Genomic DNA, 22,154 nt, shown 5'->3' on the forward strand with positions numbered 1-22,154 from the left:
GGACGGACAACCGAACAACGCGGGAGCTCGCGCCTTGGCGGGCTGAGAGGGCGGCTGGTGTCCGTTGGGACCCGGCGCCGCCGACCGCCGAACCTGACCGGGTAATGCCGGCGTAGGGAGTGAATTTTCGCGTGACGACGCTGGAAAACGGCAAGACCGTCGCACCGACCGTGACCACCGGGCCGATCACCGGCTCGCGCAAGGTCTACCACCACACCGAGAACGGGCTGAAGGTCCCGGCCCGCCGCATCGAGCTGACGAACGGCGACCACTTCGACGTCTACGACACCTCCGGCCCGTACACCGACCCGGACGCCCCGATCGACGTCCACAATGGACTCTTTCCGCTCCGCTCCGGCTGGCTGGACGGCCGCGAGCACAACACCCAGCTGGGCTTCGCGAAGGCCGGCGTGATCACCCGGGAGATGGAGTTCGTCGCGGCCCGGGAGCGGGTGAGCCCCGAGTTCGTGCGCGACGAGGTCGCCGCGGGCCGCGCGGTGATCCCGGCGAACCGGCGGCACCCGGAGAGCGAACCCATGATCATCGGGAAGAACTTCCTGGTGAAGGTCAACGCGAACATGGGCAACTCGGCCGTGTGGTCCTCGGTCGAGGAGGAGGTCGACAAGATGGTGTGGGCGACCCGCTGGGGCGCCGACACGATCATGGACCTGTCCACCGGCAAGCGCATCCACGAGACCCGCGAGTGGATCCTGCGCAACTCCCCCGTCCCGGTCGGCACGGTGCCCATCTACCAGGCGCTGGAGAAGGTCGACGGCGATCCGGCGAAGCTGTCCTGGGAGGTCTACCGGGACACCGTGATCGAGCAGTGCGAGCAGGGCGTGGACTACATGACCGTGCACGCCGGGGTGCTGCTGCGCTACATCCCGCTGACCGCGAACCGGGTCACCGGCATCGTCTCGCGCGGCGGGTCGATCATGGCCGCGTGGTGCCTGGCGCACCACAAGGAGTCGTTCCTCTACACGCACTTCGCGGAGCTGTGCGAGATCCTGCGCGCCTACGACGTCACCTTCTCCCTCGGTGACGGCCTGCGCCCGGGCTCGATCGCGGACGCCAACGACCGCGCCCAGTTCGCGGAGCTGGAGACGCTCGGCGAGCTGACGCACATCGCGCGCGAGCACGACGTCCAGGTGATGATCGAGGGCCCCGGCCACGTGCCGATGCACAAGATCAAGGAGAACGTGGAGCTGGAGGAACGGCTCTGCGGCGAGGCCCCGTTCTACACGCTCGGTCCACTCACGACGGACATCGCGCCGGCCTACGACCACATCACGTCGGCCATCGGGGCGGCGCAGATCGGCTGGTACGGCACCGCGATGCTGTGCTACGTCACGCCGAAGGAGCACCTGGGCCTGCCCAACCGCGACGACGTGAAGGCCGGGGTGATCGCGTACAAGATCGCCGCGCACGCCGCGGATCTCGCCAAGGGCCACCAGTACGCCCAGGAGTGGGACGACGAGCTGTCCAAGGCCCGGTTCGAGTTCCGCTGGACCGACCAGTTCAACCTCTCGCTCGACCCGGACACCGCGCGCTCCTACCACGACGAGACCCTGCCCGCGGAGCCGGCCAAGACCGCGCACTTCTGCTCGATGTGCGGGCCGAAGTTCTGCTCGATGCGGATCACCCAGGACGTGCGCAAGTACGCCGAGGAGCACGGGCTGTCCACTGTGGATGCCATCGAGGCCGGGATGCAGGAGAAGTCGGCCGAGTTCCAGCAGGGCGGCAAGCAGGTCTACCTCCCGGTGGTCCAGCCGTAATGAGCGTCACCCCGAAGACCGCGCTGACCATCGCCGGGAGCGATTCCGGCGGTGGCGCGGGGATCCAGGCGGACCTGCGCACGTTCTTCGCCTGCGGGGTGCACGGGATGACCGCGGTCACCGCGGTCACGGTGCAGAACTCGCTGGGCGTGCAGGGATTCACCGAGATCCCGCCGGACGTGGTGTCGGCGCAGATCAAGGCGGTCGCCGGCGACATGGGCGTGGACGCGGCCAAGACCGGCATGCTCGCCACGGCGGAGATCATCGGCGAGGTCGCCAAGACGCTCGACGAGGTCCACATCGGACGCGCGACGAACGTGCCGTTCGTGGTCGACCCGGTCGCGGCCTCGATGCACGGGGATTCCCTGCTGCGCGAGGAGGCCCTGGCGGCCATCCGCACGGAGCTGTTCCCCCGCGCGACGCTGGTGACGCCGAACCTCGACGAGGTCCGGTTGCTCACCGGCGTGGAGGTCACCGACCGGGCGAGCCAGCGCGACGCGGCGCGGGCGCTGCTGGCGCTGGGGCCGGTGTGGGTGCTGGTCAAGGGCGGGCACCTCTACGACGACCCGGAGTGCGTCGACCTGCTCTCCGACGGCGTGCAGTTCATCGAGCTGTCCGCGCGCCGGATCGACACGAAACACACCCACGGCGGCGGCGACACGCTGGCGTCGTCGATCACCGCGTTCCTCGCCAAGGGCCTGGGCGTGCCGGACGCGGTGGACGAGGGCAAGCGGTTCATCGAGCGGTGCGTCGCCGAGGCGTACCCGCTGGGCGAGGGCGTCGGGCCGGTGTCCCCGTTCTGGCGGCTCGCTTGATCGACGGGTTTGCGACACTGGAGGCATGAGCCAGAACGCGAGTCCGCCTGCCGCCCTGACCATCGCCGGATCCGACTCCGGTGGTGCGGCGGGGTTGCAGGCGGACCTGCGCACGTTCCTGACCTGCGGGGTGCACGGGCTGGTCGCGGTGACGGCGGTGACCGTGCAGAACACGCTCGGCGTGCACGACCGGTCGGACATCCCGGCGCGGATCGTGGCCGGGCAGATCGAGGCCGTCGCCGCCGACATGGGCATGCAGGCGGCGAAGACCGGGATGCTCGCCTCGGCGGAGATCATCGAGGCGGTCGCGCGGGCGTGTGACCGGGCGGAGATCGGCCGGGACACGAAGGTGCCGTTCGTGGTCGACCCGGTGGCCGCGTCGATGCACGGGCACCCGCTGTTCGACGCGGCCGGGCTGGCCGCGCTGCGCGATCTGCTGCTGCCGCGGGCCGCGGTGATCACGCCCAACCTCGACGAGGTGCGCCTGCTGACCGGGCTCGAGGTGACCGACCGCGCCGGCATGCACGACGCGGCGGTGGCCCTGAAGGAGCTGGGCCCGAAGTACGTGCTGGTCAAGAGCGGTCACCTGACCACTGATCCGGAATGCGTGGACCTGCTCTACGACGGCCGCTCGTTCGTCGAGCTGCCCGGGCCGCGGTTCGCCACGCCGCACACGCACGGCGCCGGGGACGCGATGGCGTCGGCGCTGACCGCCGGCCTCGCGCGCGGCATGTCGGTGCCGGAGGCGGCGCGGTTCGGGAAGTGGTTCGTCAGCAACGCGGTGGCGAACTCCTACCCCATGGGCGCGAAGGTCGGCCCGGTGTCGGCGTTCTGGCGGCTGGCGCCGGAGAACCGCTGACCCGCGAGTCCCACGCTCCCGCACGCGAGTCCCACGCTCAGCCGCGCGAGTCCCACACTCACGCACGCGAGTCCCACGCTCACGCAGGCGAGTTCCACGCTCGTGGCCAGGGCGCCGGTCCGTCAGCTTTCGTCGCCGGCCAGCAGTGCCTCCAGCGCCGGCAGCGCCTGGCCGAGCGCGGCCTGGTGCTCCGGCGACAGCCGGTCGATCCGCTTCTGCAGCTCGTGCACCCGCGTGGACCGCAGGTCGAGCAGCATGCGCTCGCCCGACGGGGTGGCCGTCGCGAGCCAGGCGCGGCGGTCGATCGGGTCGGGCTCGCGGCTGGCCCAGCCCGCGTCGACCAGCGAGGCGACGATCCGCGACATCGTCGCGGCCGCCACGCCCTCCTTCGCCGCCAGGTCACCGAGCCGCATCGGTCCGAAGGCGACCAGCGTCGACAGCGCGGAAATGGAGCCGTGGCCGGGACCGGGTGTGCCGGCCTGCCGCAGCGACCGGGACAGCCGGCCGACGGCAAGGAACAACCGCCCAGCGACATCCTCGGTTGACTCAACCACTCTCGAGCTCCTTCGCCTCGCCGACCGCTCGGGTGCGGTAAACCATACGTGCTCGCCGCGGTAAACCGAGGTGAAGGCGGTCAATTCAGCGCGGCGGGCTGGACGCCTGCGCCCAGAACCGCTGCGGGATCCGCCCCGCCTGCCGCGCCAGCCGCCCCGCGACCACCGCCGAGCGCATCGCGCACGCCATCCGCTCCGGGTCCTGCGCGCGGGTGACGGCCGTGGCCAGCAGCACCGCGTCGCAGCCCAGCTCCATCGCCAGCGCCGCGTCGGAGGCCGTGCCGATCCCCGCGTCGAGGATGATCGGCACGCCGGCGCGGGACACGATCAGTTCGATGTTGTGCGGGTTGCGGATGCCGAGGCCGGTGCCGATCGGCGCGCCCAGCGGCATCACCGCCGCGCACCCGGCCTCCTCCAGGCGCAGCGCGAGCACCGGGTCGTCGTTGGTGTAGGCGAACACGGTGAACCCGTCGGCGACGAGCTGCTCGGCCGCGTCGAGGGTTTCCACCGGGTCGGGCAGCAGGGTCCGGTCGTCGGCGTGCACCTCGAGCTTGATCAGGTCGGTCTCCAGCGCCTCGCGCGCCAGCCGCGCGGTGAGCACCGCCTCGGCGGCGCTGCGGCAGCCCGCGGTGTTCGGCAGGAGCCGGATGCCCAGGCGCCGCACCAGGTCCAGGACACCGGAACCGCCCTCGGCGTCCGCGCGGCGCAGCGCGACCGTCGTCAGCTCGGTGCCGGACGCGACGAGCGCCCGTTCCAGCACGGACAGGTTCGCCGCGCCACCGGTTCCGATGATCAGCCGTGAGCCGAGCTTGTGCTCGCCGATCACGAGCTGGTCGCCGTCGAACATGACCTCACCCACCTTGCACCGCCGTCAGGATCTCCAGCCGCGCCCCCGGGGGCACGGCCGTGGCCGCCCACTCGCCGCGCCGCACGACCTCGCCGTTGAGCGCGACCGCCACCCCGCGCTCGGGCGCGTCGATCGCCTTGAGCACGTCGGTCACCGTCGCGTCGTCGGGGACCTCCCGCCAGTCCCCGTTGACCTGCACTTCCATCAGACCCCTCCTGTTCCGAGCCGGGCCGGGTCCGCCGCGAGCGCCTCCTCGGGCGGTTTCTCCCCGGCCAGGCGAGCCACGACGGCGTCGGCGGTCACCGGCGCCATGAGCAGACCGTTGCGGTGGTGACCGGTGGCGGCGAGGACACCGTCGCCGAGGTCACCGATGAACGGGAGCGTGTCGGTGCTGGCCGCGCGCAGCCCGGCCGCGGTCTCGACCAGCTCGTACTCGTCGATGCTGGGGAAGATCCGCTCGGCGCCCTCCAGCAGCTCGCGCACGCCGCGCGCGCTCACGGTGTCGTCGAAACCGGCCTCGTACTGGGTCGCGCCGAGGACGAGTTCGCCGTCCGCGCGCGGCACCAGGTACACCGGCCGCCCCTCGACGACCGCGCGCACCGTGCGCGTGGGAGGTGGCAGGCTCGTGCGCCGCGCACGCAGGCGGAGGATCTCGCCCTTGAGCGGACGGACACCTCGCGCGAGCAGCGGGTGGAGCCGCGCGCTGTGGGCGCCCGCGGCGATCACGACCACGTCGCAGTGGACCTCGCAATGGGCCGTGCGGACACGGCCGGGTTCGACGGCCTGCGCGGCGTCTCCGGTGAACTCCGCGCCGCGCCGGAGTGCGGCGGCTTCCAGGGCGCGGAGCAGCTTGCGGTTGTCGACAGCCAGGTCACCGGGCACGAGCAGGCCGCCGCGGACGGCGCCCAGGCCCGGTTCGAGCGAGCGCAGCCGTCGGCCGGTGACCTGCTCGACGTCGCGGCCGACCGACCGCAGGTAGCCGGCGACGATGTCCAGCTGGTCGGCGTCGGCGCGGTCCAGCGCCACGACGAGGGTGCCCGCGGTGGACAGCCCCGGGTCGCCACCGTCGTGCGCAAGCGCTTGCGCGAACGCCGGCCAGCGCTTCAGGGACTCCTCGCCGAGTGCGAGGGACTCTTCTTCGCCGGGCCAGGCCTCGGTGACCGGGGCCAGCATGCCGCCGGCGACCCAGGACGCGCCGCGGCCCGGCGTGGGGTCGACGACGGTGACGCGGTGCCCGGCCGCGGCGGCGCGCCAGGCCACGGACAGGCCGATGACCCCGCCGCCGACGACGGCCACGTGCTGGTTGCTCATGAGGAATCACGCTCCCTGCGCCGGCATGATCCGGATCAGGTTCCACGGTCGGAGCGCTGACAGCTCCCTCTCAGCCCGTGGCTCGGGCTCCCGTGCGGACACCCCCACCCTAACGTGCGAGATAGGGTTCGGGCCATGCCAGGGCTCAGTGGTGACGAGATCAGGAAGCGCCTCGACGCGGCGCGGCTCTACCTGTGCACGGGAGACCGGCCGGATCTGGCGGAGTTCGCCGATGCCGCGCTGGCCGGCGGGGTGGACATCATCCAGCTGCGGGACAAGCGGGACGGGGCGCCGCTGGAGGCCCGTCAGGAGCTGGCCGCGCTGGAGATCCTGGCCGAGGCGTGCGCGCGGCACGGGGCGCTGCTGGCGGTGAACGACCGGGCGGACATCGCGGCGGCTGTCGATGCGGACGTGCTGCACCTGGGCCAGGACGACCTGCCGGTCCCCCTGGCGCGGCGCGTGATCGGCGAGGAGCCGGTGGTCGGCCGCTCGACGCACGACCTTCCACAGGCCCAGGCGGCGGCTGTGGAAGAAGGTGTGGACTACTTCTGCACCGGCCCCTGCTGGCCGACGCCGACGAAGCCGGGCCGCCCGGCGCCCGGCCTGGAGCTGGTGCGTGACGCCGCCGCGCTCGGCACCCCGCGGCCGTGGTTCGCCATCGGCGGTATCGACGCGGAGCGGCTGCCGGAGGTGCTCGCGGCGGGCTCGTCACGCATCGTGGTCGTGCGTGCGATCACCGAAGCCGACGACCCGGCGGCGGCAGCCCGCGCACTGCGGGCACAGCTGGACTGAGCCGGACGGACCCACGCCACCGCTGAGCCGCTGCCCGGGTTGGCGCGGCGTGCACGTCGCGCCGCAGCCCGCGTACGGCGGGCACCGCCGGACTGACCTCGACGCGCGCGCCGTCAGGGGCCTCCCGCGTCTGCACTCAAACAGCGGCCACCAGCGCGCCGAGCCCCCGCAGCGCTCAAGCCGTCCGCAGCCCGTCGAGGCGGGTGTGCAGTTGCTCCCGTGCCGAGGCCACCGTGCGGCGGCCGAGCAGGATCTGCACCGTGAGGCCGTCCGCGAGGGTGATGAGCGTCTCCACCTCCGCCGCCACGTCGAGGCCGGCCCGCACCTGCCCCGCGTCCTGCGCGGCGCGCAACAACACGGCGAGCAGTTCGGCCAGCCCGGCGTAGTGGCCGCGCTGCACCTCCGCCAGCGCCGGGTCCACCGCCGACTGCGCGGTGAACGCCATCCACACGCGCGCCTCCACCAGGTCGTCGGCCGCGAGCATGGCCGTCAGCGTCTCCGCGAGCATCCTGATCGGCGATGTGGAGCCCGCGATCCGGGCCTGCGCCCGCTCGGTGATCCGCCGGTTCACGTGCTCCTGCGCGAAGACCAGCATGTCCTCCTTGGTGCTGAAACACCGTTGCACCGCGCCCATCGACACACCCGCCTCGCCGGCCACCTCGCGCAGGCTCACCCCCTCCAGCCCGCGCCTGCCGATCAGCGCGCAGACGGCGTCCGCGATCCGCCGCCGCCGGTCCTCGTGGTCGATCTTCCTGGGCACGCCACCCACTTTACCGATGCGAGTGCATCGGATCGTGCTACCGTTTCGATGCACTCGCATCGGAAACCATCGGAGGCACCATGAAGACCGGCACGGCCCAGGGGGCGCGCTGGATAGTCGGCACACTCCTGTTCGTCCAGGGCTTCGGCTCCGCCGTCACGGCCGCCCTGTGGCAGACCACGTTCGGCGTCGCCGGGCTGCTCCGGGCGGCCGGACTGCCAGGCTGGTCCGACTACGTGGTCGGCACGGCCGGCGCGGTCCTGCTGATCTGGGCGCTCACCCGCAGCCGGACGCAGCAGAACGCGGTCAGGTAGACCAGCCGGGCGACGAAGCCGGAGATCTGGTTGGCGACGCCGGTGATCGTCCCCCGCCGAGGCCGTGGCCCACGAGGGATGAAAAAGGGCCCTTCGCGAAAACTCGCGAAGGGCCCTTCTCCGTCTCGGCTCTTACGGGCTGCTCGGCGCCGTCGTGGCGGTCTCGGACGCCTGCGACGGGGTCTCCTGCACGCTGGTGCTCGGCGTGGTCGTCACCGGCGATTGCGTCTCTTCGGCGCTGGAGGACGTCGTGGGCGCGCTGCTGCGGGTGCTCGCCGGCGCCTGCTCGTCCGCGGAGGAGCTCTCCGTCACCGTCGAGACCTGCGGGGTCGTCTTCTCGGCGGGGCCGCTGCCGCCGACCACCCGGCCCAGCGTCGTGCCGTTCCCGCCGGACACCGTGCTGCCGGTCGCCGCCTCGAAGCTGGTGATCGCCAGCATCCCGACCACGAACGCGACCACGCTGGTGGCCGCCGCGAGCGTCCACCGGCTCTTCCACCAGGGCTTCTTCCCGGCCGGCGGCGCCTCTTCGGCCGCGGGCGGGTCCACCGGCTTCGGGATGAACACCGTCTTCTCGCCACCCCGGGAACCACCCTGCCCGGCGATCGGCATCCGGCGCGTCGTGCCCGACAGCGGCGGCGTGATCGGGTGGATGACCCGGGTCCGCTGCACGTCGGTGAGCTGGGCCGCCGGTCTGGCGACCGTCGTCCCGTTCTGCTGCTGGTGCCTGATCAACGGGTGCGTCGAACGCGGTGCGACGGCGGGTGGGACCACCTTGGTCTGCTGCCGGGTCTCGGCCACGGCCAGCAGCTCGGCGGTCTTGCGCGCCGCCTGCCGCGTACGCCGCAGCGACCGCAGGTAGACCTCGCCGCCCACGGTCGTCACGATGCTCGCGACACCGGCGCCGATGACCGTCCCCGCCACGCCCAGGGTGGAGCCCAGGAAGGCAGCCGTCACCGCGGCCAGCGCCGACGCCACCACCTGCGCCGGAGACAGCCCGGTCTTCTTCTCGCCGCTTGCTTCCTTCTCCTCGGTCATGATCGCGGTGTGTTCGCTCTCCCTCTCGTGTTAACCCCATCGTGTCCAACGTGTTTGTCGATTGAGATGCTCCCAGCGTTGCCGGAAGGTGACGCAGGACACCTCCATCGTCCACAGTGGACACGACGGGCTTAACGATCCCTTGACACGGCAAGGGATGTTGCGGGAGTTACGGACGCCGCAGCGTGGTCACGAACTTGTACCGGTCACCGCGGTAGATCGACCGCACGAATTCGACCGGTTTGCCGTCCGCGGCGAACGAATGCCGCGACAGCAGCAGCATCGGGGTGCCGACGTCGGCGCCCAGCAGGTCCGCCTCCTGTGGCCCGGCCAGCGCGGTCTCGATCGTCTCCTCCGCGCTGTCCATCTCCACCCCGTACTGCTCCCGCAACACCGCGTACAGGGAACCGCCGGCCGACACGTGTTTGCGCAGGCCACGGAACCGCCCGAGCGGCAGGTGCGTGGTCTCCAGCGCCATCGGCTCGCCGTCGGCCAGCCGGAGCCGGCGCATCCGCAGCACCTTCGCGCCGTTGCGGATGCCGAGCAGCTTCGCCAGCTCGGGCTCGGCCGTCAGCTCCTCGACCTCCAGCAGCTTCGACGACGGCTCGCGCCCCTTCGCCCGCATGTCCTCGGTGTACGACGACAGCTGCAGCCGCTGCGCCAGCTTCGGCTCGGCGGCGAACGTGCCCTTGCCCTGCACCCGGTGCAGCCTGCCCTCGGCGGTCAGGTCCGCCAGCGCCTGCCGCACCGTGGTGCGGGAGACCGCGAACTCGGTGGCCAGCGAGCGTTCGGTGGGAATCGGCGAACCCGGCGGCATCGTCTCCAGCAGGTCGAGCAGATGCTGCTTCAACGCCCAGTACTTCGGTTCGCGCTGACCGCGCGTGGCTGACTCCAACATGACCGACTCCTCCTCGAACCGCGCCCGTGGCGCAGGATGAAACTACCCTTTCCGGATGGAACCTCGCCCGGGGTAGCATTGGTCTAGACCTCCGAAGGGATCAGGGATGAGCAACCCCGGACAGCACATGGCCGCGGAAATCGCCGAACAGCCCGCCGTTCTGGGTGGGCTGGTGGCCCGCCGCGGGGACATCGCCGACGTCGCGGCCGCCATCTCCCGGCGGCCGCCGCGGTTCGCCCTGCTGGCCGCGCGCGGCTCCAGCGACCACGCGGCGCTGTACGCGAAATACCTCATCGAGGTCCTGCTCGGGCTGCCAGCCGGGCTCGTCTCACCCTCCACGGTGACCCTCTACGGCGCGCGTCCCGACCTGCGGGACGTGCTGCTGGTGTCGGTCAGCCAGAGCGGCGGCTCGCCCGACCTGCTCGAGTTCACCCAGACCGCGCGCAAGCAGGGCGCGCTGACCGTCGCGGTCACCAACACGCCCGCCTCGCCGCTGGGCGGGGCCGCCGAGCTGGCCGTCGACATCGGGGCCGGCACCGAGACGGCGGTGGCCGCGACCAAGACGTACTCGGCCACGCTGCTCGCGTTGTACCTGCTCATCGACGCCGTCCGGGGTGGCGACGGCTCGGCCGCCGCGGAGATCGAGCCGCTGGCCCGGCAGGCGCTGGAGGCCGACGTGCACCGCGCCGTGGACCGCTACCGCTTCGTCGACCGGATCATCACCACCGGCCGCGGCTACTCCTACGCCACCGCGCTGGAGTCGGCGCTCAAGCTCGCCGAGACCAGCTACCTCGCCGCCCGCGCGTACAGCGGCGCGGACCTGCTGCACGGGCCGGTCGCCGCCGTCGACGAGGAGACCGCGGTCCTCGCCATCACCGGCGCCGGGCGGGGCGGCGCGGCACTGCGCGACGTGCTGGCCGCGGTCGCCGAGCGGGGCGCCGACGTGCTGGCGCTCGGGTCGTCCGCCGACGCGGTGCCGGCCGCGGTGCGCATCCCCGTACCGTCCGTGGCCGAGGAACTCGCGCCAGTGCTGGAGGTGCTGCCGGTGCAGCGGATCGCGCTCGGGCTGGCCCTGGCCCGCGGCTTCGACCCGGACCGCCCGCGCGGGCTGAACAAGGTGACCCGGACGCGATGAGGTTCGTCCTCGGCGTCGACGCGGGTGGCACGTCCACGCGCGCGCTGGCCGTCGCCGCGGACGGCACGGTGCTCGGCACCGGGCGCGCGGGCGGCGCGAACCCGAACTCGCACCCGCCGGCGGAGGCGGTCGCCAACCTCGCGGCGGCCATCCGCGCGGCGGCCGAGGTCCCGGGCCGGGCAAGCGCTTGCGTCATCGGCATGGCCGGCACCTCGAAGCTGACCGACCCGGCGGTCGCGGCCCTGTTCGACGCCACCTGGCGGGACCTGGGCCTGGACCGGGTGGTGGTCCTGACCGACGCCGAGGTCGCGTTCGCCTCCGCCACCGACGCGCCCGACGGCACGGTGCTGATCGCCGGCACCGGCTCGATCGCGGGCCGGATCCGCAAGCGCCGCATGGTCGCGACCGAGGGTGGCTACGGCTGGCTGCTCGGCGACGAGGGCTCCGGGTTCTGGCTGGGGCGGGAGGCCGTGCGCGGCACGCTGGCCGCGCTGGGCCGGGACGGCGACCTCGGCCCGCTGGCCACCGCGGTGCTCGCCGAGGCCGGGATCGACGCGACCGACCGGAGGTACGCGTGGCGGCGGCTGATCACGGTCGCCAACGCCGAGCCGCCGGTCCGCCTCGCCCGGTTCGCGCCGCTGGTCGCGGTGGACGACCCGGCCGCCGCGGACATCGTCGAGCGCGCGGCGGACCTGCTGGTCGCGACCGCGCTGGCGACCCGCGAGCCGGGCGAGGACACGCCGGTCGTGCTGGTCGGCAGCGTGCTCGGCGAGGGCAGCCGGGTGGGCGAGCGGGTGCGGGCGAAGCTGGCCGGGCTCGAGGTCCGGACCAGCTCGGACGGCGTGTTCGGGGCGGCCTGGCTGGCCGCGGTGGAGGCGTTCGGGGAGGCCGCGGCACACCGCCCGGCCTGACCGGACCAAAGAACCGGACATTTTTCGTGCGCGCAGCACGAATGCCCAGGTGCGCCACCGGGCGTACGGTGTGGACGGCCCCCGGACCTCCCCCTCGCCGGGGGCTCTTACTCGCGCCCCGGTCCCCGCACGACCCGCAGCCCCGGGTGCTCCTTCGGCAGCGTCCGGTACAGCACCCAGCCGCTCACCGCGATCGTCAGCGCCTGCAACGGCCAGGTCAGGACCGTGCGCGCGACGCCCAGCTCGTCCAGCTCGCCCGCCCACCACAGCGGCAGGTAGACGACCACGCGCAGCACGTACTGCAGCGACCACACCAGGCTCGCCCGCGAGTAGGCGCGCATCAGGTCGGGGTCCGTGCGCCAGCGGGTCTTCTGGCCGAGCAGCAGCCCGACCACGACACCCAGCAGGGGCCACCGGACGACGACGCTGGTCACCCACAGCAACGCGCTGGCGACGTTGGACAGCACCTGGATGAGGAAGAAGTCCTGGGCGCGACCGGTGTGCAGCGCGATCAGCTCGGCCACGATCACCGCCGCGAGGCTGACCACGACGGCGCGCGCCTTGTCGCCGCGGGTCAGACGGAGCACGCCCACCACGACAGCGGTGGCGATCGCCGCGGCCGCGCCCCAGGCGATCGAGTTCCCCGCGACCAGCCAGCCGACCACGAACGCCAGCGGCGGCAGGCTCGCGTCGATCGCGCCCTTGCGCCCACCGAGGATGCTGCCCAGGGACTCCCGCTGCGGCGTGGCTTGTTCGGTCACCCTTACAGCGTGCCCCAAAACTGTCGGTGGGGGCAGCTACCATCGAGATCTTCGCCACACCATCCGGCGAAGAGCGGTAATAAGGAAGCTCAGGAGGCCGACAACGTAAGAGACTGTGACCTTGCTCTGAACCGACGGTGGCGTAGGTCGGGACTACAGGTGCATCCTGCTGAGTTGTTCTAGGGGCGATCAACAGGTGCTGGCGAAAGGGGACGGCAGCGTGCGTGCGTACGACAGCTATGTCGCACTGGGTGACAGCTTCACCGAAGGTCTCAACGACTTCAACCCGGACGGGACCTTCCGAGGCTGGGCCGACCGGCTCGCCGAGATCCTGGCCGAAGGACAACCCGGCTTCCAATACGCCAACCTGGCGTTGCGGGGGAAGATGCTCGCCGAAATCATCGAAGAGCAGGTTCCCCTCGCTCTCGATCTCAAACCCGATCTCGTGACGTTGTGCGCCGGGGGCAACGACGTGATCGTGCCCGGTTCGGACGTGGACGAGATCGCGGCCCAGCTGGACGAGGTGATCGGCAAGCTGCGCGCGGCGGGGATCGACGTGCTCGTGTTCAACGGGCCGGACACCAAGCACCTGCCGGTGATGAGCGTGCTGCGCGGCAAGATCGGCATCTACAACGCGCACCTGTGGACGAGCGCGCTCCGGCACGGCGCCAAGATCGTCGACCTGTGGGCGATGGACCCGCTGCACGACCCGCGCGCCTGGAGCGACGACAGGTTGCACTTCACGGCCGAGGGTCACCGGCGGATCGCGTTGCGCGCGGCGGAGGTGCTGGGCGTGCCGACGGCCGAGGACTGGCGCGAGCCGTGGCCGCTCACGGAGACGCGCGCGGACTGGATCGCGATGCGGCGATCGGACCTGGCGTGGACGAAGACGCACCTGCTGCCGTGGATCCGGCGCCAGCTACGCGGCGAGTCGATGGGCGACGGGTTGTCCCCGAAGCGCCCGCAGCTGACCCCGTTCGTGGCGCGGCCCCCCGTATCGGAGGACCGCGCCCCGGCGAGTTGAGGCAAGCCGGCTCCCTCGGCGGGGCGATTCGTTCGCCCCGCCGTTTCGCCGTGCGCGGGTGAATGGCGGTGCCCACGCGCGATCGAGAAACCCGACCTCGTCTCGGCGCGCACCCACCCGTCGCCTCCAGACGGACACCGCGCGCTCAACAATCCACGCGCCGCCCAGCCACGCCTCGCCGAGTGCCCGCCCATCGGCCATCGCCGCGACGCCGCCCCGGGCGCCCACCCGTGACCCATCACCACCCTCACCAGAGACCCGGCGCCTCGCTGACGGCCCAACCACCACCCTCAACGGAAACGCGGCGCCCCACCGAGAGCCCACCCGTCAGCCACCACCACCCTCAATGGAGACGCCGCGCGTCGCTGATAGTTTCTGGGCATGCCGCTGCCCCATTGGACCCCGGAGGGGGTTTTGCCGCCTGGGCGGCTTCCGGCGGACGTGGCCGACATCTACGAACGTCTCGTCTTCGACGCGCCGCACCAGAACGCCCGCGAGATCCTGTTCAGCGCCCTCAACAGCTATCTCGGCGCGGTCGCCCGCATCATCCCGAGCGGGCGCGCGTGGATCGGCGGGCAGTTCATCACGCGCACCCCGGACGTGCCCAGCGGGCTCGACGTCGTGCTGCTCCCGGACGACTGGGGCGGTCTCAAGCGCATGACGGGCCGGGTGCGGGATTCGCTGTACGGGTTGCTGACCCTGCGCGGGGTCATCGTCGGGCAGCCCGCGATGTACCTCGATCAGGTACAACCCGTCGGCGGTTTGCTGGACGGGTTCCTGTGCTTCCCCGGTGACGAGGAAACGTGGGCGAACACCTGGTCCTACGAGGGGCGCCGCGGGTTCCCCGAGGTGGTGTGGTGATGATGGACTTCCGCCGGATCGCCGACGAGATCCCGGGCGGCACGTGGCTCGACGACCTGGCGCGCGCATCGGCGATGGCCGCGCACGCGAAGTTCGAGCGCACGGCGCGGTCGCCGTTGCTGCGGGTGTCGATGCTGGGGCCGACGAACCTGGACGCGTACACGTTCTCCGACATCAGCCGGGCGCTGCAGGACGCGACGGCGAAGGTCGGGCACATCATCCGCAACCCGCAGGGTGAGATCACCTACGTCCAGCAGGCCGACCGGGACAAGGCGCCGCTGATCCAGCGCGGGCAGGCGGGCAACACGATCTTCTTCGGCTTCCCCGAGCCGGCGCCGGACGACGCGTTGATCCACGACGGGATCGAGACGCTGTCCGAGCGCGCGGTGAAGGAACTGTGCGATTTCCTGCCGGCGAACGGTTCCGACGACGGCGCCCTGGACGCGGTGCTGCTCCAGCGGGACACGGTGCGCAACGCGGTGAGCGACATCGTCAGCGCGGTCGTGAAGAACACCGGCATCGGGCTGCAGCTGACCCCGACGGCCGGCGAGGACGTGACGCGCAGCATGACGACCGACCAGGCGAAGGTGCTGCACAACAGCCTGCGGGAGTCGCGCGAAGAGGTCGGCTACGAGACGGTGTCCGGCCGCCTGGACGGGGTCCGCACGCGCCGCCGGATCTTCTACCTGGAGCGCGAGTCCGGGGGGACGATCCAGGGAGCGGTGGCGCCGGACCTGCTGGACCAGATCAAGGAGAACCTGGACCGCCCGGTGACCGCCCGGCTACGCGTGGTGCGCACAACAACGATCGACGGCCGCCGCGGCCGCCCGGTGCACGAGCTGCTGGAGATCACGCCGGAAGTGAACCTGTTCGACCAGTGACTCCCAGGGGGCAGTCCTGGCGCTCGGTGCCCGTAGGGGCCGGCGGCCCGGTGGTTGGGTGGCAGGTGCCAGCGGGGGCTGTCGGCTAGCGCCCCCGGGGCTCCCGGCTGGCGCCAGCGGGACCGGGTGGCTGGCGCCCGGAAAGCCAGGTAGCTGTGCTCGGGGGCCCGGGAGCCCGGTGGCTGGTACCCGTCGCTGGTTCTGGTGATCGCCGCCGGGTGAATGGACCATTCGTCCGCGCGCGGGTCAACGACAGGGCCGTCCAGCGGAAGCGAGACGGCCGTCTGGCGCTCCCCCACTGCGCCAGACAGCCAAGCGGCACCATACGCCCTCGGCAAGATCCATCGCTAAGGATTCGCTAAGTGCGGGGTTTCTTCTACTCGAAAGCGTCAGTTCGATTGGCCGATCGGGGGAGCAACCTCAGGCCTCACCAGCGGCATCCGTGCTGGGCGCCTCGGCGGGCAGGCCCAGCTCCTCCAGCTCCCGGGCCACCTCGGCAGGCAGCCCGGGGCCCACCCGCTGGTACAGCTCCGCCGCCAGCCCGACCTGCAACCGCGCCTCCTCGAGATCGCCTCGGCGGCGGCACACCCGGCCGAGCGTCAGCCGTCCGACGGCCTCCTGCAACAGGAATCCCCGCCGGGCCGCCAGGTCCACCGCCTCGGCCGCGTACGACGCCGCCATCCCGGCATCACCGAGCCCGAAATACGACTCCGCCAGGTTGTTCAGCGACACCACCACATAACTGTCGTCCCCGAGACGGCGGTCGATCTCCAGCGACGACAGCTGGTGCGCGATCGCCTCGGCATACCTGCCCCGCGCCTTCTCCGCCTCCGCGCAGTTCGCCAGCGCCTGCCCCCGCAGCTCGTCCGAACCCGCGGCCGCCACCGCCTTCGTCAGGCACTCCACCGCCTCGTCGTGCCGGCCCACGCTGTTCAGCGCGCACCCCAGGTGGATCATCGCGCAGGTGTGGCTCCGCTCGTCCGCCGCGATCGACAACGCCTCGGCCGCGTCCACCAGCGACGCCGCACCCAGGTCGAACGTCAGCGACATCGCACAACGCGAGATCAGCATCCAGAACCGCGCCTCGGCACCGCCGCACGCCCGAGCCGCCGCCATCCCCAGCGCCACCAGCCGCTGCCACTCGCCCCACAGCGGGCGCACCACCCGGTACGTGTGCGCCACCCGCGCCAGCCGCCAGACGTCCTCGTCCAGCCCGGCCGCCGCCGCGGCCTCCAGCACGGCCAAGAGGTTCGGCCACTCAGCCACGAACCACGCCAGCGCGTCGTCGAAGCCCTCCAGCGAAGGCACCGGCACCGCAACAGCAGAAAAGTCCAGCGGGTCCACGACCCGCAACAACCGCCGCCGCGCCGCGTCGGCCGCCGCCTGGTAGTACCGCACCGCCCGCGACAGCCCCGACGAATCCGCCAGTTCGTGCGCGTACAACCGCACCAGGTCGTGCCGCGTGAACACCTCCGGCCCGCTCTCGGTCAGCAGGTGGTGCGCCGCCAGCACCCGCAACCGCCGCCGCGCCTCCGCGACCGGCACCCCGCACAACGCCGCCGCCACGAACGGTCCGACCGTCGGCCCGGGAAACGCCCCCAGCGCCCGGAACATCGCCGCGACCTCGTCCGGCAACCCCCGCACCGACACGTCCAGCGTCGCTCGCACCCCGGCGTCGTCCACGTCCAGCGCCGCCAGCCGCGTCCGCTCGCTCGCCAGCTCGGCCACGAACTCCGGCACCGTCCACGCCGGGCCGGCCGCCAGCCGCGCCCCCGCGATCCGCAACGCGAGCGGCAGGTCCCCGCACAACCCCGCCACCCGCGAGTGGTACTCCGCGAACGCCCCACCGGCGACATCCGCGATCAGCCGCACCGAGTCCCGCCGCGCCAACGGCTCCAGCGCCCGGACCCGCGCCCCGTGCGACACGGTCAGCCCGTCCAGCCGCGCCCGCGAGGTCACCACCGCGACCGAGCCCGGCCCCGGCGGCAGCAACGGCCGCACCTGTTCGGCCGACCGCGCGTCGTCGAGTACCACCAGCATCCGCCGCCCGCCGGCCAGCGACCGGTACAGCGCCAGCCGCTCCCCCTCCGGCTCCGGCACCTCGGCCGCCGGCACCCCGAGCCCGAGCAGGAACCGCGCCAGCACCTCCGCCACCGGCACCGGCGCGTCGAACCCGCGCAGCGCGGCGAACAGGACCCCGTCCGGAAACCGCGAAGCCGCCCGGTGCGCCCACGACACCGCGAGCGCGCTCTTGCCGATCCCGGGCGGCCCGGTGATCACCCCGACCGCGCCGGCACCGTCCAGCCACGCCAGGTCCGCGGCCCGCCCGGCCAGCATCGGCACCGCGGGCGGCAGCTGGCGCGGCACCACCCGGGTCACGTCGATCGCCGACACCACCGGCGCCAGGTCGTCGTGCAACACGTGCGAGTGCAGCGCGCGCAGGTCCGGCCCGGGGTCGAGGCCGAGCTTCTCCGACGCCACCCGCGCCGCCTCCCGGTAGACCTCGAGCGCGTCGGCCCGGCGACCCGAGTAGTACAGCGCGCGCATCAGCTGGCCCACGGTCCGCTCGCGCCGCGGATCGTCCCGGACGATCGTGGTCAGCTCGGTGATCAGCTCCTCGTGCCGGCCCAGCGCCAGGTCGGCGTCGACCCGGGCGCCGTGCACCGCGATCCGCAGCTCCGCCAGCTCGGGCGCGCGCACCGGCACCCCGCCCAGCTCCGGCCCCTGCCACAGGGCCCACGCCTCGGCCAGCAACGCGGCACGTTCGCCGAGCGGCGCCGCCTCGGCGCGCTCGAACAGCGCGCGGGCGCGGTGCACGTCGACCAGCAGCGGGTCGACGGTCAGCCGGTAGCCGGGCGCGGCGGTGTCGATCCGGGCCTCCGGCGCGTCGACCGACCGCAGTGCCCGGCGCAGCTGGGAGACGTTGCCGTGCACGATCGCCCGCGCCGTCGGCGGCGGGTCGTGGTGCCACAGCGCGTCGATCAGGTCGTCGAGCGCGACGACGCGGTTCGGGCTCAGCGCCAGGATCGCGAGCAGCCCGCGCGCCCCCGGCCCGCCGATCGGCACCGGCCGGTCGCCGGCGAAGAGCTGGACGGGACCGAGCAGCTGGATGCGCAAACCCTTGAGCACAGGCCCCTCCCCGAGCACCGCGCCGGAGGAAACGAGTACGGCCCCGCACCATCAGTCCCGATCTGATGGTGCGGGGCCGCACTCGGTGAAACAAGTGACGGGGCCGGGTTCGCCTCGCCCATCGCTACCGGCGTCACACGGGATTCACCCCGAGCAAGGAAGACCCATGCTGCCGCCGTTCGCAGTGGCGGCACTGTAACAGGGCGCGATGAACCGGCTACACCCGACCCGCACTTCTTCCGGTGTCTATCGCGTCACAGGCGTGAAGTCCCGGCTGCCGATGAAGGTCGGCCGGGGCTTCGTCGCCGCGTACGGCTCGACGAGCGCGTTCTCGACGCTGTTGAACACCAGGAAGATGTTCGAGCGCGGGTACGGCGTGATGTTGTTGCCGGACCCGTGCATGATGTTGGAGTCGAACCACAGCGCCGAGCCGGCCGGCCCGGTGAACTGGTCGATCCCGTACTCCGCGGCGAGCTTGGTGATGTCGTTCTCGCTGGGAACGCCGATCTCCTGCTCCTTCAGCGACGACTTGTAGTAGTCCTCCGGGGTTTCGCCGACGCACGGGACGAACGTCCGCTGCGAACCCGGCATGACCATCAGGCCGCCGTTGAAGGGGTAGTTGTCGGTCAGCGCGATCGAGCAGCTCACCGCCCGAGGCCGCGGCATGCCGTCCTCGGCGTGCCAGGTCTCGAAGTCGGAGTGCCAGTAGAACCCGGTGCCCTTGAAGCCCGGCATGTAGTTCACCCGGCTCTGGTGGATGTACACCTCGGAGCCGAGGATCTGCCGGGCCCGGTCGAGGACGCGGGGGTCGCGCACGAGTTCGGCGATCAGCTCGCTGATCTTGTGCACCTCGAAGATGGACCGGACGCTGCCGGTCTTCTTCTCGGTGATGACCCGCTCGTCGGCCTTCAGCTGCTCGTCGCTGGAGAGCCGGACGAGCTCTTGCCAGTAGCCCTGCACTTCGGCGGGCGACAGCAGGCCCTCGACGATGTGGTACCCCTTCGCGTCGTGCGAAGCGAGTGTCGCCGCATCGATCGGACCGTCGGCCTCGCTGCCCCAGACAGTCGGGTCGACACGATCGAAGGGCTCGGCCGGGACGGGAACCCTGGTCGGGTAACTGTCCTCGACACCGGTTTCCATGATCGTCAAATCGGTTCGCCTCCTTTTATGCGTTGCCTTTCGGTAGGGGCCTCGCTCCGTGGTGGCTCAGGCGGACTTCTCGTCCGCCTCGTCCTCCTCGACGACCAGCGGGTACACGCCGTTCTCGTCGTGCACCTCCCGGCCGGTGACCGGCGGGTTGAAGACGCACACGGTCTTCATGTCGGTCTTCGGGCGGACCTGGTGCTTGTCGTGGTCGTTGAGGAGGTACAGGGAACCCGGCTTGAGCTGGAACGTCTCGCCGGTCGCCTTGTTGGTGATCTCGCCTTCGCCCTCGTAGACGAAGACCGCCTCGATGTGGTTGGCGTACCAGAAGTCGTTGACGGTCCCCGCGTACAGCGTGGTCTCGTGCACCGAGAAGCCGACCTTCTCCTTGGCCAGGATGATCCGCTTCGAGCGCCAGTTCGGCGTCTTGATGTCGGCGTCGGTGTCGGTGATCTCGTCGAGGGTCCGGACGATCAAAACTTTTCCCCTTCTCGTTCTTCTACTTACCGAGCACGGCCTTGACGGAGGCGTCGATGATCTCCAGCCCCTCGCCGACCTCGGCGTCCGTGAGCGTCAGCGGCGGCAGCAGCTTCACCACCTCGCCGTCCGGCCCGGAGGTCTCCATGAGCAGGCCGCGTTCGAACGCGGCGGCGCAGACCTTGCCGGCGAGTTCCCCGTTCTGGAACTCCAGACCGCGGGCCAGGCCACGGCCCTTGGCGGTCAGCTGCGCGTCGGGGTAGGCGTCGACCAGGCCCTGCAGCGCCGCGCCGATGCGCTCGCCCTTGGCCCGGACCGACTTCTCCAGCTCGTCGTCGCTCCAGTAGGTGCGCATCGCCTCGGCGGCGGTGACGAACGCCGGGCTGATGCCGCGGAACGTGCCGTTGTGCTCGCCCGGCTCCCAGACGTCGAGGTCCGGGCGGATCAGGGTGAGCGCCATCGGGATCCCGTAGCCGGACAGCGACTTGGACAGGCAGACGATGTCCGGCTTGATGCCGGCGTCCTCGAAGCTGAAGAACGGGCCGGTGCGGCCGCAGCCCATCTGCACGTCGTCGACGATCAGCAGGATGTCGTGCCGCTTGCACAGGTCGGACAGGCCGCGCAGCCACTCCAGGCCGGCGGCGTTGATGCCGCCCTCGCCCTGCACGGTCTCCACGATCACCGCGGCCGGCTCGTTGAGCCCGCTGCCGGAGTCCTGGAGCAGCCGCTCGAAGTACAGGAAGTCCGGGTAGGCGCCGTCGAAGTACTGGTCGTAGGGCATCGGCGTGGCGTGCACCAGCGGGATGCCGGCGCCGTGGCGCTTCATCGAGTTGCCGGTGACCGACAGCGCGCCGATCGTCATGCCGTGGAAGGCGTTGGTGAAGTTGATGACCGACTCGCGGCCGGTCACCTTGCGGGCCAGCTTCAGCGCGGCTTCGACGGCGTTGGCGCCGCCCGGGCCGGGGAAGATGACCTTGTAGTCCAGCTCGCGCGGCTTGAGGATCTTCTCGTCGAGCGTCTCGAGCAGGTCGCGCTTGGCGACGGTGAACATGTCGAGCGCGTGCGTGACGCCGTCGCGCTCGATGTAGTCGATCAGCGCCTTCTTGAGCACGGGGTTGTTGTGGCCGTAGTTCAGCGCCCCGGCGCCGGCGAAGAAGTCGAGGTACGGGCGCCCGTCCTCGCCGTAGAGGCGGCTGCCCTGCGCGCGGTCGAACACGACCGGCCATCCCCGGCTGTAGCTGCGCACTTCGGATTCGAGCTTTTCGAAGATGCTCACTTTGGGTTTTCCCCTCACTGGTGCTTGTCGACAGCTGATCGCACGGGCGTCCTCGCCCAATTCCGGCGTTATCTGGGGCTCAGCGGGCCGATTCGGTAAAGGTCTTCCGGCTCGTGCCGCGTGCCGTCGTCCGGAAAGTCCGCCGAGCCGAACAGCTCGGTGCACTCCAGCTCCGCGCCCCATCGCTCGGCGAATGAGGTGAACAGGCGGATGGACGCTTTGTTGTCGGGCGTGATGGTGGTCTCCAGGTGTCGCACCCCGTCGGCCACCAGCCGCGTGAACAGGTTGTCGAGCAGGGCTCCGGCCAGCCCCTGCCCGCGTTGCGACGCATCGACGGCGACCTGCCAGACGAGCGCGGTGTCCGGCGCCGAGGGACGGCGATAAGCGATCACGAATCCGACCGCGTCACCGTCCACCCGCGCCACCACCGAGGTGTCGGCGAAATCGCGGCACCACAACAGATATGCATAAGGCGAGTTGAGATCGAGCTTCTGCGAATCGCGTGCGATTCGCCAAAGCGCAGCCCCGTCGGCCTTGGTCGGATTTTCGATCAAGTGCTTTCCGGACATGTCAAAACAACCTAACAGAGTTGTTTG

General features: G+C 71.6%; 23 protein-coding genes and 1 riboswitch. Of the genes, 10 read left to right on the forward strand and 13 right to left on the reverse strand.

Features of this window, described 5'->3' with window-relative positions; all coding sequences use genetic code 11:
* Window positions 1-131: 131 nt before the first annotated feature.
* The 3 genes from thiC to thiD (D0D28_RS14050) are packed head-to-tail and all read left to right on the forward strand — an operon-like array spanning window position 132 to window position 3,449.
* A complete protein-coding gene (thiC, locus tag D0D28_RS14040; RefSeq protein WP_162831059.1) occupies window positions 132-1,775 on the forward strand; it encodes a phosphomethylpyrimidine synthase ThiC in 1,644 nt (547 codons plus the stop codon).
* The gene (thiD, locus tag D0D28_RS14045) at window positions 1,775-2,590 is read left to right on the forward strand and encodes a bifunctional hydroxymethylpyrimidine kinase/phosphomethylpyrimidine kinase (protein WP_116110865.1); all 816 of its coding nucleotides are present in this window, start codon (window positions 1,775-1,777) and stop codon (window positions 2,588-2,590) included. Before thiC ends, thiD (D0D28_RS14045) begins: the two co-directional genes overlap by 1 nt.
* 25 nt (window positions 2,591-2,615) lie before the next feature.
* On the forward strand, window positions 2,616-3,449 hold the full coding sequence (thiD, locus tag D0D28_RS14050; RefSeq protein ID WP_094005731.1) for a bifunctional hydroxymethylpyrimidine kinase/phosphomethylpyrimidine kinase: 834 nt from the start codon (window positions 2,616-2,618) through the stop codon (window positions 3,447-3,449).
* 122 nt (window positions 3,450-3,571) lie between these two features.
* On the opposite strand, the gene D0D28_RS14055 is transcribed toward thiD (D0D28_RS14050), so the two are convergent.
* From D0D28_RS14055 to thiO, 4 genes are all read right to left on the reverse strand, one after another.
* Window positions 3,572-4,003 (reverse strand): MarR family winged helix-turn-helix transcriptional regulator, encoded by a 432-nt coding sequence (locus D0D28_RS14055; protein WP_094005730.1) that lies wholly within the window; start codon window positions 4,001-4,003, stop codon window positions 3,572-3,574.
* An 85-nt stretch (window positions 4,004-4,088) separates the two neighbouring features.
* Window positions 4,089-4,850: a thiazole synthase gene (locus tag D0D28_RS14060; protein ID WP_116110916.1), complete on the reverse strand. Its 762-nt coding sequence runs from the start codon at window positions 4,848-4,850 to the stop codon at window positions 4,089-4,091.
* 4 nt (window positions 4,851-4,854) lie between these two features.
* Window positions 4,855-5,055 (reverse strand): sulfur carrier protein ThiS, encoded by a 201-nt coding sequence (thiS, locus tag D0D28_RS14065; RefSeq protein ID WP_094005729.1) that lies wholly within the window; start codon window positions 5,053-5,055, stop codon window positions 4,855-4,857.
* The gene (gene thiO, locus D0D28_RS14070; RefSeq protein ID WP_116110866.1) at window positions 5,055-6,161 is read right to left on the reverse strand and encodes a glycine oxidase ThiO; all 1,107 of its coding nucleotides are present in this window, start codon (window positions 6,159-6,161) and stop codon (window positions 5,055-5,057) included. The genes thiS and thiO overlap by 1 nt, the downstream gene beginning before the upstream one ends.
* Window positions 6,157-6,265: riboswitch (TPP riboswitch) on the reverse strand. Its footprint overlaps the gene before it by 5 nt.
* Before the next feature lie 31 nt (window positions 6,266-6,296).
* Between thiO and thiE the strand changes: the two genes are divergently transcribed.
* The gene (gene thiE, locus D0D28_RS14075; protein WP_116110867.1) at window positions 6,297-6,953 is read left to right on the forward strand and encodes a thiamine phosphate synthase; all 657 of its coding nucleotides are present in this window, start codon (window positions 6,297-6,299) and stop codon (window positions 6,951-6,953) included.
* 175 nt (window positions 6,954-7,128) lie between these two features.
* Here thiE and D0D28_RS14080 read toward each other — a convergent pair whose 3' ends face one another.
* Window positions 7,129-7,713, reverse strand: a complete 585-nt coding sequence (locus D0D28_RS14080; RefSeq protein ID WP_116110917.1) for a TetR/AcrR family transcriptional regulator — start codon at window positions 7,711-7,713, stop codon at window positions 7,129-7,131.
* A gap of 80 nt (window positions 7,714-7,793) precedes the next feature.
* Between D0D28_RS14080 and D0D28_RS14085 the strand changes: the two genes are divergently transcribed.
* Window positions 7,794-8,027, forward strand: a complete 234-nt coding sequence (locus tag D0D28_RS14085) for a hypothetical protein (protein WP_116110868.1) — start codon at window positions 7,794-7,796, stop codon at window positions 8,025-8,027.
* A 132-nt stretch (window positions 8,028-8,159) separates the two neighbouring features.
* On the opposite strand, the gene D0D28_RS36170 is transcribed toward D0D28_RS14085, so the two are convergent.
* Both D0D28_RS36170 and D0D28_RS14100 read right to left on the reverse strand, forming a co-directional pair.
* The gene (locus tag D0D28_RS36170) at window positions 8,160-9,062 is read right to left on the reverse strand and encodes a hypothetical protein (protein WP_205413260.1); all 903 of its coding nucleotides are present in this window, start codon (window positions 9,060-9,062) and stop codon (window positions 8,160-8,162) included.
* A 169-nt stretch (window positions 9,063-9,231) separates the two neighbouring features.
* Window positions 9,232-9,960, reverse strand: coding sequence for a GntR family transcriptional regulator (locus tag D0D28_RS14100; protein WP_094005725.1), 729 nt, complete (start codon window positions 9,958-9,960; stop codon window positions 9,232-9,234).
* A 127-nt stretch (window positions 9,961-10,087) separates the two neighbouring features.
* Here D0D28_RS14100 and D0D28_RS14105 point away from each other — a divergent pair, with 127 nt between their 5' ends.
* Together D0D28_RS14105 and D0D28_RS14110 are read left to right on the forward strand one after the other, a co-directional pair.
* Window positions 10,088-11,095 (forward strand): SIS domain-containing protein, encoded by a 1,008-nt coding sequence (locus D0D28_RS14105; protein WP_094005783.1) that lies wholly within the window; start codon window positions 10,088-10,090, stop codon window positions 11,093-11,095.
* On the forward strand, window positions 11,092-12,006 hold the full coding sequence (locus D0D28_RS14110) for an N-acetylglucosamine kinase (RefSeq protein WP_116110869.1): 915 nt from the start codon (window positions 11,092-11,094) through the stop codon (window positions 12,004-12,006). The genes D0D28_RS14105 and D0D28_RS14110 overlap by 4 nt, the downstream gene beginning before the upstream one ends.
* A gap of 107 nt (window positions 12,007-12,113) precedes the next feature.
* On the opposite strand, the gene D0D28_RS14115 is transcribed toward D0D28_RS14110, so the two are convergent.
* Complete coding sequence (locus tag D0D28_RS14115) at window positions 12,114-12,767, reverse strand: DUF3159 domain-containing protein (RefSeq protein WP_116110870.1); 654 nt, start codon at window positions 12,765-12,767, stop codon at window positions 12,114-12,116.
* A 220-nt stretch (window positions 12,768-12,987) separates the two neighbouring features.
* Between D0D28_RS14115 and D0D28_RS14120 the strand changes: the two genes are divergently transcribed.
* The 3 genes from D0D28_RS14120 (at window position 12,988) to D0D28_RS14130 (ending at window position 15,533) form a co-directional block, all read left to right on the forward strand.
* Window positions 12,988-13,791, forward strand: coding sequence for an SGNH/GDSL hydrolase family protein (locus tag D0D28_RS14120; RefSeq protein ID WP_167481460.1), 804 nt, complete (start codon window positions 12,988-12,990; stop codon window positions 13,789-13,791).
* 381 nt (window positions 13,792-14,172) lie between these two features.
* Window positions 14,173-14,652, forward strand: a complete 480-nt coding sequence (locus D0D28_RS14125) for a DUF6932 family protein (RefSeq protein ID WP_162830506.1) — start codon at window positions 14,173-14,175, stop codon at window positions 14,650-14,652.
* 2 nt (window positions 14,653-14,654) lie between these two features.
* On the forward strand, window positions 14,655-15,533 hold the full coding sequence (locus D0D28_RS14130; protein ID WP_198958241.1) for a hypothetical protein: 879 nt from the start codon (window positions 14,655-14,657) through the stop codon (window positions 15,531-15,533).
* Between the two features lie 420 nt (window positions 15,534-15,953).
* On the opposite strand, the gene D0D28_RS14135 is transcribed toward D0D28_RS14130, so the two are convergent.
* The 5 genes from D0D28_RS14135 to ectA form a co-directional block, all read right to left on the reverse strand.
* Entirely contained in the window at window positions 15,954-18,662 is a 2,709-nt protein-coding gene (locus D0D28_RS14135; RefSeq protein WP_116110871.1) for an AfsR/SARP family transcriptional regulator, read from the reverse strand.
* Between the two features lie 246 nt (window positions 18,663-18,908).
* Window positions 18,909-19,802, reverse strand: a complete 894-nt coding sequence (thpD, locus tag D0D28_RS14140; RefSeq protein WP_369806799.1) for an ectoine hydroxylase — start codon at window positions 19,800-19,802, stop codon at window positions 18,909-18,911.
* A 66-nt stretch (window positions 19,803-19,868) separates the two neighbouring features.
* The gene (locus D0D28_RS14145; protein WP_020416992.1) at window positions 19,869-20,282 is read right to left on the reverse strand and encodes an ectoine synthase; all 414 of its coding nucleotides are present in this window, start codon (window positions 20,280-20,282) and stop codon (window positions 19,869-19,871) included.
* A 22-nt stretch (window positions 20,283-20,304) separates the two neighbouring features.
* Window positions 20,305-21,558, reverse strand: coding sequence for a diaminobutyrate--2-oxoglutarate transaminase (gene ectB / locus D0D28_RS14150; protein ID WP_094005718.1), 1,254 nt, complete (start codon window positions 21,556-21,558; stop codon window positions 20,305-20,307).
* A 68-nt stretch (window positions 21,559-21,626) separates the two neighbouring features.
* Window positions 21,627-22,127 carry a diaminobutyrate acetyltransferase gene (gene ectA / locus D0D28_RS14155; RefSeq protein ID WP_162830505.1) on the reverse strand — a complete coding sequence of 167 codons (501 nt, stop codon included), beginning with the start codon at window positions 22,125-22,127 and terminating at the stop codon, window positions 21,627-21,629.
* Between the last annotated feature and the right edge of the window lie 27 nt (window positions 22,128-22,154).

This window comes from Amycolatopsis ruanii (assembly GCF_003385175.1).
Classification (GTDB): Bacteria; Actinomycetota; Actinomycetes; order Mycobacteriales; family Pseudonocardiaceae; genus Amycolatopsis_E; species Amycolatopsis_E thermalba.